Consider the following 15057-nt stretch of genomic DNA (forward strand, 5'->3'; position numbering starts at 1 on the left):
GATCGAAGGGAAAGACAGTAGCATGAACACGCCTCCAGCAAGTACTGGTACTGTTCGTCGGCCGGGTATATGGCAAAAATGCACTAACCTGAATTGGACCGGAGTATTGTTTGTTGCTCCGTCAGTTATTTTAGTAGTCGCACTCTTGTTTTATCCGCTAGGTTCAGCAGTATTCTACTCGTTAACAAATAAGAATCTCATTAAAGCTAATTACGATTTTGTAGGATTAGCCAATTTTTCTGAGTTGCTCCAAGATCCGACGTACTGGCGAGCTTTTGCCATATCAATAAAGTGGACAGCATTGTCGCTGATCGGGCAACTTGGCTTGGGATTTCTTCTAGCTATGGCACTTGATCGTATTCGTCATTTATCGGGCCTATTCCGAACACTCTTGATAGTTCCGTGGGCATTCCCAGCAATTATCATCGGTTTTGGGTGGAAGTGGATTCTAAACGATGTCTACGGATTTGTGCCTAATGCCTTGCGCGATATCGGACTAACGGATGGGTTAGTGGCTTTATTAGCCGATCCAGACGCTGTATTTTGGGTAGTTTTAGGGATCAATATATGGTTTGGTACTCCACTATTTATGGTCAATATCCTGTCTGCCTTAAAAACAGTACCAGCAGATCAGTTGGAGGCTGCAGTAGTTGACGGCGCCAGTGCTTTCCAGCGTTTTCGTTATGTGACATTGCAACATATTCGAGCTGTGATCGGATTACTTGTCGTTCTCAGAACGATCTGGGTTTTCAACAATTTTGATCTGTTATTCCTTATTACAGGTGGTGGCCCAGGTGATTTAACGACGACGCTACCAATATATGCATACCGAACCGGATGGGGATTAAAGCAGTTGGGAATGGCTTCGGCAGTCACCATTACACTTTTGGTATTTCTCATTGTGGTGGCAGTAATTCTCTTTAGATTCATCAATCGGTGGGAAAGGGAAGATCGATAATGAAAGCCTTAGCTAGACGCCGTTTTGTTACCGGTATCGCTTATCTTTTCTTGATCGTGGTAAGTTTGATTTTTATTTTTCCACTGCTATGGATCATTATTTCGAGTTTTAAAACAGGAGCTGATTTAGCTTCAAGCCCGACGTCGTTCATACCGGAAACATTTACCTTAGAGAATTATGTTCATGCGTTATGGGATTTAGGGTTCGTCGTTAATCTCAAAAACAGTCTCATCGTTTCTACGGTCACCACTATTATCACTGTTATTGTCTCTTGTTTAGGGGCATACGGGATTGTTCGGTTCTTTCCGAAAGTCGGTCGTAGGATCACGAAAGTTTTGATCACAACGTATATGTTCCCACCTGTTCTTTTGGCTGTGCCGTATTCGATGGTGCTAGCAAAAATTGGGTTGGTTAATACGTTTACAGGTTTGGTGCTTGTTTACCTATCATTTTCAATTCCTTACGCGTTGTGGATGCTGGTTGGGTTTTATCAAACAGTACCAAGAGAAATAGAAGAAGCTGCAGCCGTGGATGGTGCTGGACGGTTCCATATCTTTATCCGGATTTCAACCCCCATCGTGCTTCCTGGGATTGTAGCGACGACGATTTACACGTTCATCAACGCATTCAACGAGTTCTTGTATGCGCTGTTGTTCATGGGATCTTCCGAAAAAATGCCGGTTGCTGTTGGCTTGTACTCATTAACAGGTACGGAAGTTCTTGATTGGGGAGCGCTCATGGCAGCGTCCACCTGCGTGGTGGTGCCATCTGTTGTTGTCTTTATGTTTATCCAAAAGTACATTGCCGCAGGTTTGAGTGAAGGCTCAGTGAAGTAATAATTCGGCACTTATTTTGAGAAAGGTATATTACCGTGACTATCAATTACGGGGTTATTGGTTCTGGATATTTTGGGGCAGCGCAAGCTCGTGTTCTCAATCAGATTCCAGGAGCGAATGTTATGGGAATCTACGATCCGCATAACGCTGAAGGTCCAGCTAAGGAAGTTGGCGCAAAAGTCTACGAAAAAATGGATGATTTGATCAACGATGATCAAATTGAGGCAATTATTGTGGCTTCGCCAAATGGTGAGCACGCTAAACCTGTTATTCTTGCAGCTCAAGCTGGGAAAGCAGTTTTTTGCGAAAAGCCGATCGCATTAAGCTATGCCGATTGTAAGATGATGGTTGATACAGCCAAGAAGAATAACGTCTTTTTTATGGCTGGACACGTGATGAATTTTATGAACGGTGTACGTCTAGCCAAGCGTCTTATTAACGAAGGTAAGATCGGAAAGGTCCTCTATATTCATACTGCTCGAAATGGATGGGAGGATAAGCAACCTGAAATTTCATGGAAGAAGATTCGGGAGCTATCTGGCGGGCATCTTTATCACCATATTCATGAGCTTGACTTCGTGCAATCCATTCTTGGACCAGCTTCGCGAGTAAATATGATAAGTGGCGATGTTGCGCATCAAGGCGAAGATTTTGGCGACGAGGATGACATGCTGTTTATCCAGTTAGAATTTGATAGTGGCGCGTTTGCGACCTTGGAATATGGTTCAGCTTTCCGCTGGCCAGAACACTATGCGCTTATTCAAGGAGAACAGGGCGCTATCAAGATTGATATGCAACATACTGGAGTCATGGTCATTACACCTGAGGGCGAAGAAAAGTACCTGCTTCACCGCAGTGAAGAAGAAGATCAAGAACGGACCGCGATCTACTCTAATTCTTCAACTGACGGCGCAGTTCAGTATGGCAATCCGGACAAAAAGCCACCTTTGTGGTTAAACGGAATCATCGAAGAAGAGATGAAGTACTTCCATAGTTTGATGGAAGGCAGTCCTGTTCTTGACGAATTTGCCAAGCTTTCTGATGGAACTGCTGCGATGGAAGCTATAGCTACCGCAGATGCCTGTACGCTTTCAGAGCGCGAGGGCCGACGCGTCGAAATAGCCGAAATAATGAATCAGTAACGTTTTCGTGTAGAAATCCTCTCCAATATCTTCTACACATGTATGCCATTGCATATCGCAATAGCGCATGGATGTGGGCAAGTGGATAACTTGCCCACATCCACTTTTTAACAGCAGTTCTCAGAGTTAAGAAAACTCCTCATTGCGGCGTCAAGATAAGCTCGTTTTTTGATCGTAGATATGACGGTGTTATATCTACGACGCTATCCGGGGGAACATTATCTAATGTTTCACCACTCAGGTTTCCCACGGGACGCTAAGAGACGCCTAAAGGAATCTACGCGCGTTGCCAATAATGAACTAGGTTCAACGAATTCCGGATCGTCTAAACAACATTCGATGACGCCTTCTTCGTGAGTGCATCCGCGTGGACAGTTGGCGGCAATCTCTTCTAAATCAGGGAATCCGCGCAACAAACCGTCAGGGGTAACGTGCGCTAACCCAAAAGTACGAACGCCCGGTGTATCGATAACAGTTCCATCACCGAGATAGTCGAATGCCATTGCCGACGTCGAGGTGTGCCGACCCCGGCCAGTCACCTCATTAACATGTCCAGTTTCTCTGGTGGCTTGTGGAATAAGCGCATTAATCAGCGTCGATTTTCCAACCCCAGAATGGCCCACAAGAACTGAAACGCGGCCAGTGAGTTTTTCCCGCAAATGGGCCAAGCCATCATCAACGCTATCGGTGGCTGAAGCATCGTCGTCCCCAACTACGCTAGTGACCACGATATCTAAGCCCATCGGTTCATAGATTGCACGCAACGTGTCCGCCGGCGCCAAATCGGACTTAGTCAAGACCAAAATAACGTCCATACCGGCGTCGTAAGCAGCAACCACACACCGATCAATCATCCCGGTCCGCGGTTCGGGTTGCGCCAACGCAGCCACGATCACTAACTGATTCGCATTGGCGACAATAATGCGTTCGTTTCCGGCTGCTTCGCCTTCCTCACCGACCCGGCGTAGCACGGTTTGGCGTTCGTCAACGTCTGCGATTCGCGCCAGGGTATCTTTGCGACCTGACAGATCGCCAACCATTGCGCACACATCGCCGACGACGATTCCACGCCGTCCTAGTTCACGCGCTTTTACCGCCACAACATTCGTGCCGTCGTCGATCATCCGCACATGGTAACGTCCGCGATCAACACGATAAACCCGTCCCCGCGGAGCCACTGAATAATCGGGGCGAATTTTCGTACGTGGCCGTGACGGCTTGCCCGGACGTACCTTTACCCGATAATCATCAGTGCCAATATCGCGTCTACTCACTTATGTTCATCCATTCATGACCATTGTTTCCCACATGCTGACAAACTGTGGGAATGTTTTTGCCGTAGCTTCCATATTAGCAACTCGAATACCGGGAACGCGTAATCCGAGGATGGCGCCACATGTTGCCATTCGGTGATCGGCGTAAGAATCGAGGTCGCCGGCGTGGAGCGCTCGCGGATTTCCTTGAATAATGAGGGCATCGGTTGTTGCAACCGCAGGTATGCCCACATGCGCTAGAGTTTGTGTGATGGCGTGTAATCGATCTGTTTCATGCCCGCGTAGGTGGCCAATATTGGTCAGGTGGCTTTGGCCGTCTGCGTAGGCACATAGTGCGGCAATGCTTGGGACAAGTTCTCCGACGTCGTGCATATCAGCTGATAATGGAGCAATGGTGGCAGGGCCGCGGCAGGTGAGTTTGCCTGCGGTGCGTTCGGTGAATGTTGCGCCGGCTTGATGCAATAGATCCAGGTAGGCCATTCCCGGTTGATTCGATTGAGTGGGCCAGTTGTCGATTGTGACGTCTCCGCCACTGACCATCGCAGCTACCAGGAACGGACCGGCGTTGGACAGGTCGGGTTCGATGGTGAGGGTTTGGGGGAGTATGAGATCTGCATGCGGAACCGGTTCGACGTGCCACGAATGATCGCCGACGACGACGGAGATTCCGCATTCGGCTAACACCTCAACGCTCATGTTCACATGGGGAGTGGAGGGCAGCAAATGATGTTTGAGATGGACGGTGAGCCCATTTTCCATCAGCGCTCCGGCTAGTAACAGTGCGGAGATGTATTGCGAGGAAGCCTGGGCATCGACCGCTACCGTACCACCGGCTAGGTGGCCTTTTCCGTGAACAACAAATGGAAAGGCAAGAGGACCGTTGGCTGACTGGGGCTGAGTGGAAGTGATGTGTACTCCGAGGTCACGTAGTGCTGTAACCAGGCCGTCTATGGGCCGGTGGCGGGCGTTGTCTGCACAGTCAATCTCAACTGGGCCACGAGCCATAGCCGCTAACGGCAAAATAAAACGCATAACTGTTCCGGCTTGGCCGGCATGTATGCGCACTCCGCCTCGGATTATGATTTTCCCGGTGCTCGTCCGAGGAAAAGGCTTGATAACGCAGGCGTCGAGGTTCCAATATACCCGCGCGCCGAGTTGCTCAAGGGCATGTGCCATTGTTCGAGTATCGGCTGAATCTAAGGCGCCAACAAGACGGGTTGTGCGCCGTGCGAGTGCTGCCAGAATCATCCAGCGGGCAGTCAAAGATTTAGAACCGGGCAATCGAATGGTGCTGGTGAGGCGGGCGTAAGGCGGTAACGTGGGGGCTTGCCACAACGTTGGGTTGCCGAGTGTTGAGGTCATGAGCGTGTACTCATGAATCGATAGCCGTTAGCGTCCCGAAGAAAGCTGATCGAAACGTTGCGAGGCGTTGTCCACCGCGCGTTCACTTAACCGTGCGGCACGCCAACCCATTGAGGGCTTACCAGAACGGTCAGTCGATGCGATTAAGGCACCGCCAATGAGTCCGGCGGCAGCAAGGAGTCCAGAAACATCCTTCTTGCGTTCCGCATAAGATTTCTTTTCCCACACTGGATTATTTGCTAATGCGAGCGGGATTTGAGTGAGCCCTAATAGTAGCGCTGCTGAGCGTGGCGCGCGCGAACGCGCCAGCTGGACGCCTGCTCCCGTAACAACAGCTCCTGAGGCACGTGTGAGGAGATCTAACGTAGCATCGGTCGGTTCGGACATGCCGAGCTTACGATCGATACCAAATTTTTGTGCCAGTCCCCAAAGTTTGCGGGCCGGCTCTCGATGTCCTTGAGGTTTAGTCAAAGCATCAAGACCAGTAACAATAAATGGGGCAGCGAGTAACGGACGAGCGAGTTTATTTACGATAGCCATGCCTCTAGCTTACCGTCCGTTTCCACCATCGTGTGGACAACAGTGAAAATTGTGCCAAAAATGAAGTTATAGGTCGATGATTTTGGCAAGCGGACCGTAATGTGCATCAACCGCGTTCTTGTAAGCCTCTAAATCGCCATTCTCGGCTGCTTCGAGCATAGCGCGGTGGGCGTGCGCAGTTGCCGTTAGTTCATCAGTTGGCGGAGCACCTAAACCGGGGATGAACGCTTGATGAACGAGCCACATGGCGCTCATCAACTGGGCGATAAGTGAATCTCCAGCAAATTCGATGAGAGCTTCGTGGAAAGCAATATCTTCATCAAGATATGTTTGTCCATTGGTAGCTCGCTCAACCATGGTGTCTACCAAAGTGTGGAGTTCTGGATTATGTGTTCCGGTGAAATGTGTGACGACGTCGTCGGCAATACCTAAATCAAGAACTTTTCGGGTGGCCACAACCTGACGCAAACTTGCTTTGCCAGAATTTTGGTCAATCGCGTTACGTAAAATGAGGGTCTGGACCAGCGGTTCGAGTGACATGTCTCCAACAAAAGAGCCACGCCCTTGATGAACAGTCACGATATCAAGAGCCGCAAGTTGACGCAGAGCTTCGCGCACCGATGAACGCGACACCCCGAGGTCAGCACATAGTTCAGCTTCAGTAGGTAACTGATCGCCAGGCTTGAGACGATGGTTGAGAATATAACCTTTAATCGCGTCCATCGTGGCTGTTGAGCGCATGACAGTGCCGATCAGCTTATTATCGGTTGCTGAGGGAGTGCTGTATTTCCTCAGAATCGCTTGCAATGATTTGTCTGACAACATAGGCTTAATTCTAACGAACACAAGGCAGTGTTGCCCTGTTTAACTAACAAAAATGTCTTCATAGTTTAGCGTATTTTTGTTAAAACGGTGTGCAATGAGAAAGAAAGCATAGGAGCAAGGGTGGTTCTTCTTTCGTTAGATATCGGCGGCACAAAAATTGGATGGGCGATTGTGACCGGCAAAACCGGCAATCTTGCTATCTGCTCACGCGGAGAAATCCCTACCCAGGCTTTCGACGGCGGGGCGCGCGTAGCTCAGCGAATCTGCCAGTTAGCCAGCGATCTTGTTGCCCGTGTTGATATTGACGGCGTTGCCGTGGCATCCGCTGGCGTCGTCGATCCGAATACTGGTGCTATCGTTTCCGCCACCGGAACCATGCCCGGCTGGGGTGGAACTGCGCTCGGCGATCTATTACGTGAAGCAACACACAAGCCAGTGTGGGCAATTAATGACGTACACGCACACGGACTTGGCGAAGCGCTCCTTGGTGCCGGTCGGGATTTCCGTTCAGTTTTAGCATGTGCGGTTGGAACTGGAATTGGTGGCGCGCATATAGTCAATGGTCAGATTGTTTTTGGGGACCATAATTTAGCCGGCCATTTCGGTCATATACACCATTATTATGCGGCCGGCCAGCCATGTTCATGTGGTCGTGAAGGACATATTGAAGCTATTTGTTCCGGGTCTGGTATAACCAGCTGGTTCAACTCGCGTGCCAAAGGTGAGACCGTTCGTAACGGGCGCGAACTCCAAGACCTCGCCGAACAAGGACATGAATTAGCTACCACGACATTCGCACAATCAGCATACGCACTCGGAGAAGTGCTGGGTTCGCTGGCCAACGCGATTGACCCTTCCGTCGTCGTTCTTTCTGGGTCAATGACTCGTTCTGGACAAACATGGTGGGAAGAAGTACGTCGTGGATATCGCGCCAATGCCATGGATTTCGTTGCCGGCCTTGAGCTACGCAACGGGGAATTAGGATCAGACGCCCCATTATACGGCGCCGCCCTCTATTACTATTCAAGGGAGAATAATTGATGAATCAACTCATCGAATCATTGCGAGGCACAGTAATCGTCTCTGCCCAAGCATACCCGGGTGAGCCACTGCGTCATCCAGAAACTATGGCGCAAATGGCACGGGCAGCGGAACTTGGTGGGGCCTCTGCTATCCGCTGTCAAGGACTAGCTGACATTTCGGCAATTAAAGGACGAGTACATGTCCCCGTTATTGGATTGTGGAAAGAGGGTGACGAAGGCGTCTACATCACCCCGACGCTTCGCCACGCGCGTGCTTGCTCGATGGCTGGCGCAGATATCGTTGCTATCGATGCAACTGGCCGGCCTCGGCCAGACGGTTTAACATACGCGCAAACCATTGCCGAGCTAAAAAAAGACGGCATTCTTACGATGGCAGACTGTGGCTCATTTGAGGATGCCCAACGTGCCGTCGATGCTGGCACAGACATTATCTCCACCACTCTCGCGGGATACACCGGTGATCGGGAGAAAACTGACGGACCAGATTTTGAGCTCCTCTCCCAGATGGTTGAAGCGTTCCCAGATATGCCAGTCATTTGCGAGGGACGTATCCATACTCCAGAACAAGCGCGTCAGGTCCTCGAAGCAGGTGCGTTTGCCGCCGTCGTCGGAACAGCAATCACGCACCCAACCTCGATCACATCATGGTTCGTTAACGTAGCTAAATAACTCCTAACTCATAGAAAACTGAAAGAAGACGAATATGTACGTTGGTATTTTTAAAGATGAAGAAACACTGGCAAAAGCAGCTGCTGAATATTTGATGAAGAAGCTCAACGCATCTGAGCGCAAAGTAGTTGGTGTCGCCACCGGTTCCACACCACTACCGCTTTACCAGGAACTGCGCGATGCGCATGCCGCTGGAACTTTCTCGCTAGAAGGATTCAAGGCTTTCGCGCTCGATGAGTACATTGGTATCGATCCGGAACACCCAGAGCGTTACCGCAATGTCTTGCGTGCTCAACTCGTTGGTGAGGAGCGCACCGGCTTGCGCGAAGAAGATCTCAACACCCCAGACGGCTCGGCACAAGATCCATATGCAGCCGCTCAAGCATACGATAAGGACATTAAGGACTCTGGCGGTGTTGTGGTTCAGATTCTGGGCATCGGATCTGACGGGCACATCGGTTTCAATGAACCAGGTGGTGCGCTGACCTCACGTACCCACGTCGAAGCGCTAACTGCACAAACTCGTGAGGATAATGCCCGCTTCTTCGACAATGATCTAGCTAAGGTTCCAACCCGCTGCATCACCCAAGGCTTGGGCACCATCATGGAATGCGAAGTGCCGTTGTTGATCGCTACTGGCGCTGGTAAGGCTGACGCAGTACGTGAGCTTGTTGAAGGTGGTATTTCCGCAAAGTGGCCAGCCACGATTCTGCAGATGCATCAAGAAGCTGTGGTGTTCTTGGATGAAGCTGCGGCAGCTAAGCTGGAGTTTAAGGAGTTCTACATGGAACGTTGGGAGTCTTTACGATGAACGTTTTCGAAGGTAAAGTCCTCAATGGCCAGGGCGAATTGGTTGGCGCTGGTTTGGAACTGGACGACGACGGCGTGCTTGTGCGCGTTTTGCCTGCCAGCGATGAGTTGCCTGAAGGCTGGATTACTCCTGGTCTGATTGATATTCACAATCATGGCGGTGGTGGAGCTTCCTTCCCTGACGAGACTGACTTAGATGGTGTTTATACGGCAATTGAAGCGCACCGACGTATGGGTACGACGGCAATGATTGCTTCTACTGTGTCCATGATTGATCCGTTGCCGGCTATCGAAAACTTAGTGAAAGCATGTGAAGCTGGTGAGCTGCTCGGCATTCACATGGAAGGCCCATACATTTCCCCTCACAAGTGCGGTGCGCAAAACCCGGCCGCAGTCCGTAATCCAGATCTGGCAGAGTTACGTACCTGGTTAGCGGCTGGCAAGGGCTGGATTAAAACCATGACGATTGCTCCTGAAGTGGATAACGCTTTTGAAGTGGCATGTTTATTGCTTGATTTTGGCGCGTTACCTTCGTGGGGGCATACGAGTGGGACGACGGCGCAAGCGCGTGACTTGATTGCCCGTACTACTGAATATGGCCGAGCTAAGGGAATCGAAGTGCCGCAAACAGCTACCCATTTGTTTAACGCAATGCCAACGCTGGCACACCGTGAGCCAGGCCCGGTCCGGGAGTTGATTGCGTCTGCTTGCCGTGGGGAAACTATTGTTGAGTTGGTGGCCGATACGATTCACGTCCATCCAGATTTGGTTGGGGATGTTGTTCGAGTGGTTGAGGGCTCTGGTCAGATGAATGGCGTCGTTTTCGTTACCGACGCGATGGCTGGTGCTGGCATGCCCGATGGTGACTATGTCTTGGGCTCGCTTGCTGTCACTATCGTTGATGGAGTAGCACGCCTGACCGACGGCGGTGCTATTGCTGGCGGTACGGCACGGCTTGCTGAAGAAATCCAGCGCATGGTTACCGGCGGTCACCTCTCTATTGAATCTGCTGTTCGTTGCTGTGTTGCCGGTCCGGCACGCGCCCTTGCGCTTACCGGAGAAGAGCCTGGCGTCACCTTGGAGTTCGAAGTCGGTAAGAAACCGAACTTCGTCGTCTTCGATGCTGATGTAAATATGACACACTATCAGCGAGCCTAACATTTTCATGACACAACGGGTTATTGGCGCTTTTTGCGCTGGTAACCCGTTGTATGTTTCTTGCCATGTGGTGTACCGCGGACGAGGTCTGTGTTCTGCGGTAAACTGGAGTTGATGAACGATGTAGCCTCAGTCCAAGATCGTAAGCAGTTATCTCGCCAGTTTGAAGAGCAGGCATTGCCGCTGCTCGATCAGCTGTATGGTGCTGCGCTTCGCCTTACTCGTAATCCGCAAGATGCGGAAGATCTTGTACAGGAAACCTATGCGAAAGCATTTGCGGCCTTTCATCAATATCAACAGGGGACAAATCTTAAAGCATGGTTGTATCGCATCCTCAATAATGCTTTCATTTCTAATTACCGTAAAGCCCAACGCAGACCAAAAGAAGCTGATGCGGAACAAGTCGAAGATTGGCAAGAATATGCGGCCTCAATGCATGATTCACGAGGATTGATGTCGGCGGAAGCTGAAGTTCTTGAGCGGCTGCCTGATTCAGAAATTAAAGAGGCGCTGGAACAACTTTCGGACGATCGTAGAACTGTTGTGTATTTGGCTGATATTGAGGGGTTTTCGTACCAAGAGATAGCTGATATTGTCGGGGTGCCCATCGGCACAGTCATGTCTCGTCTTCACCGTGGGCGTACTCAGCTTAGAGAGATTCTTCGTGACTATGCCCTTGGGTTGGGGTATAAAGTGAAGCAGAAGGCGAAGGAGACAAAGTGAAACAATTTGACGAATTATTAGCACAACTTGATGAGTGTCATTGTGCCGATGTTGAATGTGACTGCTCTGAAGTTCTTGCGCATCTTTTTGAACTTGTAGATGCTGATATGCCAGCGAGCCATGCACATCGCTTATTACAGCACAGCGCAGCGTGTGCGCATTGTGGGGAAACGATACGAAGTGAAATTCGGGTTCGATTGGCTCTGCGTCGTTCATGTCATGGGGATACGGCACCAGCAGAGTTGCGTGCACGAATCGTGCGAGTAATCGGGGGATAGTGCCGCCATTATCGTGCGTGAGTAGATACATCTTGGATGGATATGACGTAATGGCTATCAACCCGGTACAATATAGTCTTGTCGTGCCGTAAAAATACGGCCGAAGGTTAAGGAGTACACAATGTCGAAGCGTTCGCGTAAGCGCCGTGACCGCAAGAAGCGCGGTGCAAACCACGGCAAGCGTCCCAACACCTGATTTTGGGTCCGAAGCTTGAGGATCAAAGATCCGAATAAAAGAGGGCGAATTTTAGTCGCCCTCTTTTATTTGTCATACGTTTGTACGAGGAAGGTGCGTATTCAATGCCAATAGCACATGAACATGAGATCGTGTCAGCTCGGCGGGTGGTGTTTTATGGTGTTACTGGAAGCGGAAAGTCAACGTTAGCTCGGGAATTTGCGCAACTCCGGCGCTATCCGCTGTGTCTTGTTGACGAACAAATTGGTTATGCGCCAGCTTCGGAAGCGGTATGGCAAAACCGGGACGAACATGAGATGCGTATATTGGCAGATCAGTTCACGCAATTACCCGAATGGGTGTGCGATTCAGCGTGGGGAAAATTCAAAGATGTCATTTTTCGCGCGCAGATTTGTTAGTAGCTCTTGACTATCCGCGGTACGTCTCACTCTGGCGCGTGACTAAACGCTCAATTAAACGAGTGATTAGGCGCGAGCATGTATGCAATGGGAATATCGAAACGTGGAAACGTTTATTTAGCTCCGAATCGATTATTCGTTGGCATTTCCTTTCGTTTTCACGAAAGCGCCAATGGATGCGAGAGCAGGAGAACAGCAGTGCTGGGATACCTGTAGTGCGTCTTACGTCTCCGTCTGCTGCGGAGGCTTTTTTGGCGGCCGTCCGCGTTTCGGTAACTGACCGGTAGTGCCAGGGAGCCGGCCAGCTCTGCACAACCCGTCTCGGAGAAGGACTTCAATTTGCGCATTAACTGAGCGCAAGTCATCCTCGGCCCAGCGGGCGATGGCATCGTGGACCGCTGGGTCGAGGCGTAACGAAATGGCTTTGCGGGGTGTCATAAGCTTACTGGTAAAGACCTCCAGCATTAATGACTGGTTGTGTCTGTCCGTCAGAACACAGAACTACGAGCAGGTTGGATACCATCGCGGCCCGTCGTTCTGGGTCAAGATCCACAATGTTTTTCTGTTCGAGCTGATCGAGTGCCATCTCAACCATGGAGACGGCGCCGTCAACGATTGTTTCGCGAGCATCCACGATTGCGGCAGCCTGCTGACGCTGTAGCATTGCTTGGGCGATTTCAGGAGCGTAAGAGAGGGAAGAAATGCGGGTCTCCACAATTTCTAAGCCGGCAACACTTACTCGCTCGGCAACTTCATTAGCTAGCTCAATGCTGATGTCCTCGGTTGAACCGCGCAGAGAGGAACGCCCATCAACAGGAAAGTCGTAAGGATGTTGAGTGGCGATATGACGGAGTGCTGACTCAGATTGGGACTTAATAAAGTCTTCATAGTTTTCAACCGAGAACTGCGCCTTCGCGGTGTCTGCGACCTGCCAGACAACAATTGCTGCGATATTAATGGGGTTTCCAGAGTAGTCGTTAACCTTCGTCTCGTTGGTTTCAAAGTTGCGTACGCGCACTGAAACTTTTTTACGATTAGTGAATGGGATGGTGTAACTGAACCCAGTACTCCGGATCGTGCCCATGTAGGTTCCAAAAAGCTGAACGACGCGAGACTCACCCGGGGAAACGATCGTGAATCCAGTAAGTAAAAAGAATACCAGTAAGAAGACGATGCCGCATATAGTCATGACGACATTTGTTTGAGTGGTGGCAGTGCCATTATCCTGCGCAATCGCGCCTTGGATGAAGAACCATGAGGAGAGTCCGATAGCTGCCAAGATGCTGAAAAAGAGAAGGATCGTCCCAGCTGATCCTAGTGCCCATGCTTTCTTTTCTGTTACATCTACCCGGATGCCAGAGTGGCCGACCGGGTCGGCGGCTACCGTGACTGGTGTTGATGTGTCCTTATAAAGTCCTAACCTCTAAAAAGTGATATAAAAATGATATCACTTTTTAGAGGTTAGGTGAAGAGTGTGCATAGAGTTTGCATATCTGGCTTTAAAACAGACCATAACCACTATTTATTGCGTGGCATGCGCATTCTATGCTCGCCAGCTCCCTTACTTCTTATGCTTCGCTTTGTTCGCAGGCTTTGAAGTGGAATCGATAAATCCGAGTTCCTCGGGAGTTTCCGGAATTTCATTGGTAAGCCAACGTGCGGTGTCCTCATCGGCGTGGTGGCGAACAATCGTACGGAACTCGCTCATCTCGAAGTACAAGCAGTTGGTGAGTGGGTTGCGCTTGTGCTTGATGATCTTGTAGAGCCAGTAAATGAACAAGCCGAGATTGAAGATGAGGGCCGCCCATGCACAGACGATATTGGCAACTGGGTTCATCGTGGCATAGTTCGTCATCGAACTTGGCTTAACGAGGAGTTCAGGTAGCAAATTATTTGCGGCAATCCAGAACATGAGTGTGAAGCAACGGAACCAAATCCACTGACCTTTTGCCCATGTGAATGCTGGAATCGTACAAGCGAGCAACAGTGCGAATGTGCAGTACCACGTGTAATCAGCCAGAGCGTTGTATAGGAAGGCGTGGTTCCATAGATCGTAAGCAATGACCCATGGCCAAACCATATCTACCCAAATTAAGCCGCGAACTTGCTTCTTTCCGTTAGAGAGAACGGTCTTTGCTTCCGAGGTGACAAAGATCTTGCCAAGACCAGTAATGGTAATGATGTTAAGAAGGCCGGCAAGTGCAGAAACGATATTCCAATGCCCGCCAATTGTACGGAAACCGGTGGCTGGATCAATTCCAACATGATTAGCTTCAAAATTTGATGCCAATGCTTGATACCACTCAGCAGAGTGGAGAGGGGCGGTAATTCCACGGGATTCGGGCAGTCCGTTCAGCACGTCAATGGAGTGACCAGCATTGATTGCTTGTAAACAATCGGTGCTAGCGGCACAAGCGTAGTATTCGTCTGCTTGGAAGTAAATAGTGATATCTCGAATATTTGCTTCCATGATATTGATGGAAAGTCCTAGCCATAATGCTACGCCCATCCATAAGGCGTACTTGCGCGCTTTATCTGGATGACGTTTACCGAATACGAGCAAGTATCCAGTCATGGTTGCTGTGGCGATCATAATGACGAATTTGCCGAACGGGAACCAGCCAACCATCGGTACGCCATGGATGATGACGTAAGGCATGACGGCGATTCCGCCGATAGTCCAGAGTGTAAAGATAGTCCAATTCCATCGACGGTTAATTTCAGCGATGGCAATCTGGGCGATGAGTACGACTATCCACGCTATATAGACGGTAGGCGTTCCAATTTCCCACAGGAATAGTGACGACATGAGAATTCCTTAGAATATGCAATTAAAACTAACCCA

Annotated in this window: 18 protein-coding genes; 11 read left to right on the top strand and 7 right to left on the bottom strand. The window is 50.1% G+C overall.

Features of this window, described 5'->3' with window-relative positions:
* Positions 1-22 precede the first annotated feature (22 nt).
* Genes HC352_RS01565 through HC352_RS01575 form a run of 3 tightly spaced genes read left to right on the top strand, consistent with a single transcriptional unit; the run spans position 23 to position 2936 of the window.
* On the top strand, positions 23-958 hold the full coding sequence (locus HC352_RS01565) for a carbohydrate ABC transporter permease (RefSeq protein WP_168917276.1): 936 nt from the start codon (positions 23-25) through the stop codon (positions 956-958).
* The gene (locus HC352_RS01570) at positions 958-1794 is read left to right on the top strand and encodes a carbohydrate ABC transporter permease (protein WP_168917277.1); all 837 of its coding nucleotides are present in this window, start codon (positions 958-960) and stop codon (positions 1792-1794) included. Before HC352_RS01565 ends, HC352_RS01570 begins: the two co-directional genes overlap by 1 nt.
* Before the next feature lie 35 nt (positions 1795-1829).
* A complete protein-coding gene (locus HC352_RS01575) occupies positions 1830-2936 on the top strand; it encodes a Gfo/Idh/MocA family protein (RefSeq protein WP_168917278.1) in 1107 nt (368 codons plus the stop codon).
* Positions 2937-3166: 230 nt separating this feature from the next.
* Here the strand turns inward: HC352_RS01575 and rsgA are convergent, their stop codons facing one another.
* From rsgA to HC352_RS01595, 4 genes are all read right to left on the bottom strand, one after another.
* Positions 3167-4210 carry a ribosome small subunit-dependent GTPase A gene (gene rsgA / locus HC352_RS01580; RefSeq protein ID WP_168917279.1) on the bottom strand — a complete coding sequence of 348 codons (1044 nt, stop codon included), beginning with the start codon at positions 4208-4210 and terminating at the stop codon, positions 3167-3169.
* 6 nt (positions 4211-4216) lie between these two features.
* Positions 4217-5572, bottom strand: a complete 1356-nt coding sequence (aroA, locus tag HC352_RS01585; protein WP_168917280.1) for a 3-phosphoshikimate 1-carboxyvinyltransferase — start codon at positions 5570-5572, stop codon at positions 4217-4219.
* A 27-nt stretch (positions 5573-5599) separates the two neighbouring features.
* Positions 5600-6112: a DoxX family membrane protein gene (locus HC352_RS01590; protein ID WP_168917281.1), complete on the bottom strand. Its 513-nt coding sequence runs from the start codon at positions 6110-6112 to the stop codon at positions 5600-5602.
* A gap of 66 nt (positions 6113-6178) precedes the next feature.
* Positions 6179-6937 (bottom strand): FadR/GntR family transcriptional regulator, encoded by a 759-nt coding sequence (locus tag HC352_RS01595; RefSeq protein ID WP_168917282.1) that lies wholly within the window; start codon positions 6935-6937, stop codon positions 6179-6181.
* A 120-nt stretch (positions 6938-7057) separates the two neighbouring features.
* On the opposite strand from HC352_RS01595, the gene HC352_RS01600 reads away from it, so the two are divergent.
* From HC352_RS01600 to HC352_RS01630, 8 genes are all read left to right on the top strand, one after another.
* Complete coding sequence (locus tag HC352_RS01600; RefSeq protein WP_168917283.1) at positions 7058-7978, top strand: ROK family protein; 921 nt, start codon at positions 7058-7060, stop codon at positions 7976-7978.
* Complete coding sequence (locus HC352_RS01605; protein ID WP_168917284.1) at positions 7978-8649, top strand: N-acetylmannosamine-6-phosphate 2-epimerase; 672 nt, start codon at positions 7978-7980, stop codon at positions 8647-8649. The genes HC352_RS01600 and HC352_RS01605 overlap by 1 nt, the downstream gene beginning before the upstream one ends.
* Positions 8650-8683: 34 nt before the next feature.
* A complete protein-coding gene (locus HC352_RS01610) occupies positions 8684-9460 on the top strand; it encodes a glucosamine-6-phosphate deaminase (protein WP_168917285.1) in 777 nt (258 codons plus the stop codon).
* A complete protein-coding gene (locus HC352_RS01615) occupies positions 9457-10617 on the top strand; it encodes an N-acetylglucosamine-6-phosphate deacetylase (RefSeq protein ID WP_168917286.1) in 1161 nt (386 codons plus the stop codon). Before HC352_RS01610 ends, HC352_RS01615 begins: the two co-directional genes overlap by 4 nt.
* Positions 10618-10731: 114 nt before the next feature.
* A complete protein-coding gene (locus HC352_RS01620) occupies positions 10732-11340 on the top strand; it encodes a sigma-70 family RNA polymerase sigma factor (RefSeq protein ID WP_168917287.1) in 609 nt (202 codons plus the stop codon).
* Entirely contained in the window at positions 11337-11618 is a 282-nt protein-coding gene (rsrA, locus tag HC352_RS01625; RefSeq protein ID WP_168917288.1) for a mycothiol system anti-sigma-R factor, read from the top strand. Before HC352_RS01620 ends, rsrA begins: the two co-directional genes overlap by 4 nt.
* Positions 11619-11739: 121 nt before the next feature.
* Positions 11740-11814 carry a 50S ribosomal protein bL37 gene (locus HC352_RS09165; protein ID WP_369801280.1) on the top strand — a complete coding sequence of 25 codons (75 nt, stop codon included), beginning with the start codon at positions 11740-11742 and terminating at the stop codon, positions 11812-11814.
* Positions 11815-11918: 104 nt separating this feature from the next.
* Positions 11919-12212, top strand: a complete 294-nt coding sequence (locus tag HC352_RS01630) for a P-loop NTPase family protein (RefSeq protein ID WP_168917289.1) — start codon at positions 11919-11921, stop codon at positions 12210-12212.
* A gap of 222 nt (positions 12213-12434) precedes the next feature.
* Here HC352_RS01630 and HC352_RS01635 read toward each other — a convergent pair whose 3' ends face one another.
* The 3 genes from HC352_RS01635 to HC352_RS01645 form a co-directional block, all read right to left on the bottom strand.
* Positions 12435-12650, bottom strand: a complete 216-nt coding sequence (locus HC352_RS01635) for a type II toxin-antitoxin system antitoxin (protein WP_168917290.1) — start codon at positions 12648-12650, stop codon at positions 12435-12437.
* A gap of 4 nt (positions 12651-12654) precedes the next feature.
* Positions 12655-13491 (bottom strand): SPFH domain-containing protein, encoded by an 837-nt coding sequence (locus tag HC352_RS01640; protein WP_369801253.1) that lies wholly within the window; start codon positions 13489-13491, stop codon positions 12655-12657.
* 282 nt (positions 13492-13773) lie between these two features.
* Positions 13774-15021, bottom strand: coding sequence for a DUF5692 family protein (locus HC352_RS01645; protein ID WP_168917291.1), 1248 nt, complete (start codon positions 15019-15021; stop codon positions 13774-13776).
* Positions 15022-15057 lie beyond the last annotated feature (36 nt).

It is taken from the genome of Arcanobacterium buesumense, assembly GCF_012563545.1.
Lineage (GTDB): Bacteria > Actinomycetota > Actinomycetes > Actinomycetales > Actinomycetaceae > Arcanobacterium > Arcanobacterium buesumense.

Excerpts from the sequence above, each read along its gene's own strand:
- HC352_RS01590 (WP_168917281.1), bottom strand. The coding sequence starts at position 6,112 with ATGGCTATCGTAAATAAACTCGCTCGTCCGTTACTCGCTGCCCCATTT.
- HC352_RS01610 (WP_168917285.1), top strand. The coding sequence starts at position 8,684 with ATGTACGTTGGTATTTTTAAAGATGAAGAAACACTGGCAAAAGCAGCT.
- HC352_RS01605 (WP_168917284.1), top strand. The coding sequence starts at position 7,978 with ATGAATCAACTCATCGAATCATTGCGAGGCACAGTAATCGTCTCTGCC.
- HC352_RS01620 (WP_168917287.1), top strand. The coding sequence starts at position 10,732 with ATGAACGATGTAGCCTCAGTCCAAGATCGTAAGCAGTTATCTCGCCAG.
- HC352_RS01595 (WP_168917282.1), bottom strand. The coding sequence starts at position 6,937 with ATGTTGTCAGACAAATCATTGCAAGCGATTCTGAGGAAATACAGCACT.
- HC352_RS01645 (WP_168917291.1), bottom strand. The coding sequence starts at position 15,021 with ATGTCGTCACTATTCCTGTGGGAAATTGGAACGCCTACCGTCTATATA.
- HC352_RS01570 (WP_168917277.1), top strand. The coding sequence starts at position 958 with ATGAAAGCCTTAGCTAGACGCCGTTTTGTTACCGGTATCGCTTATCTT.
- HC352_RS01630 (WP_168917289.1), top strand. The coding sequence starts at position 11,919 with ATGCCAATAGCACATGAACATGAGATCGTGTCAGCTCGGCGGGTGGTG.
- HC352_RS01635 (WP_168917290.1), bottom strand. The coding sequence starts at position 12,650 with ATGACACCCCGCAAAGCCATTTCGTTACGCCTCGACCCAGCGGTCCAC.
- HC352_RS01565 (WP_168917276.1), top strand. The coding sequence starts at position 23 with ATGAACACGCCTCCAGCAAGTACTGGTACTGTTCGTCGGCCGGGTATA.
- aroA (WP_168917280.1), bottom strand. The coding sequence starts at position 5,572 with ATGACCTCAACACTCGGCAACCCAACGTTGTGGCAAGCCCCCACGTTA.
- HC352_RS01615 (WP_168917286.1), top strand. The coding sequence starts at position 9,457 with ATGAACGTTTTCGAAGGTAAAGTCCTCAATGGCCAGGGCGAATTGGTT.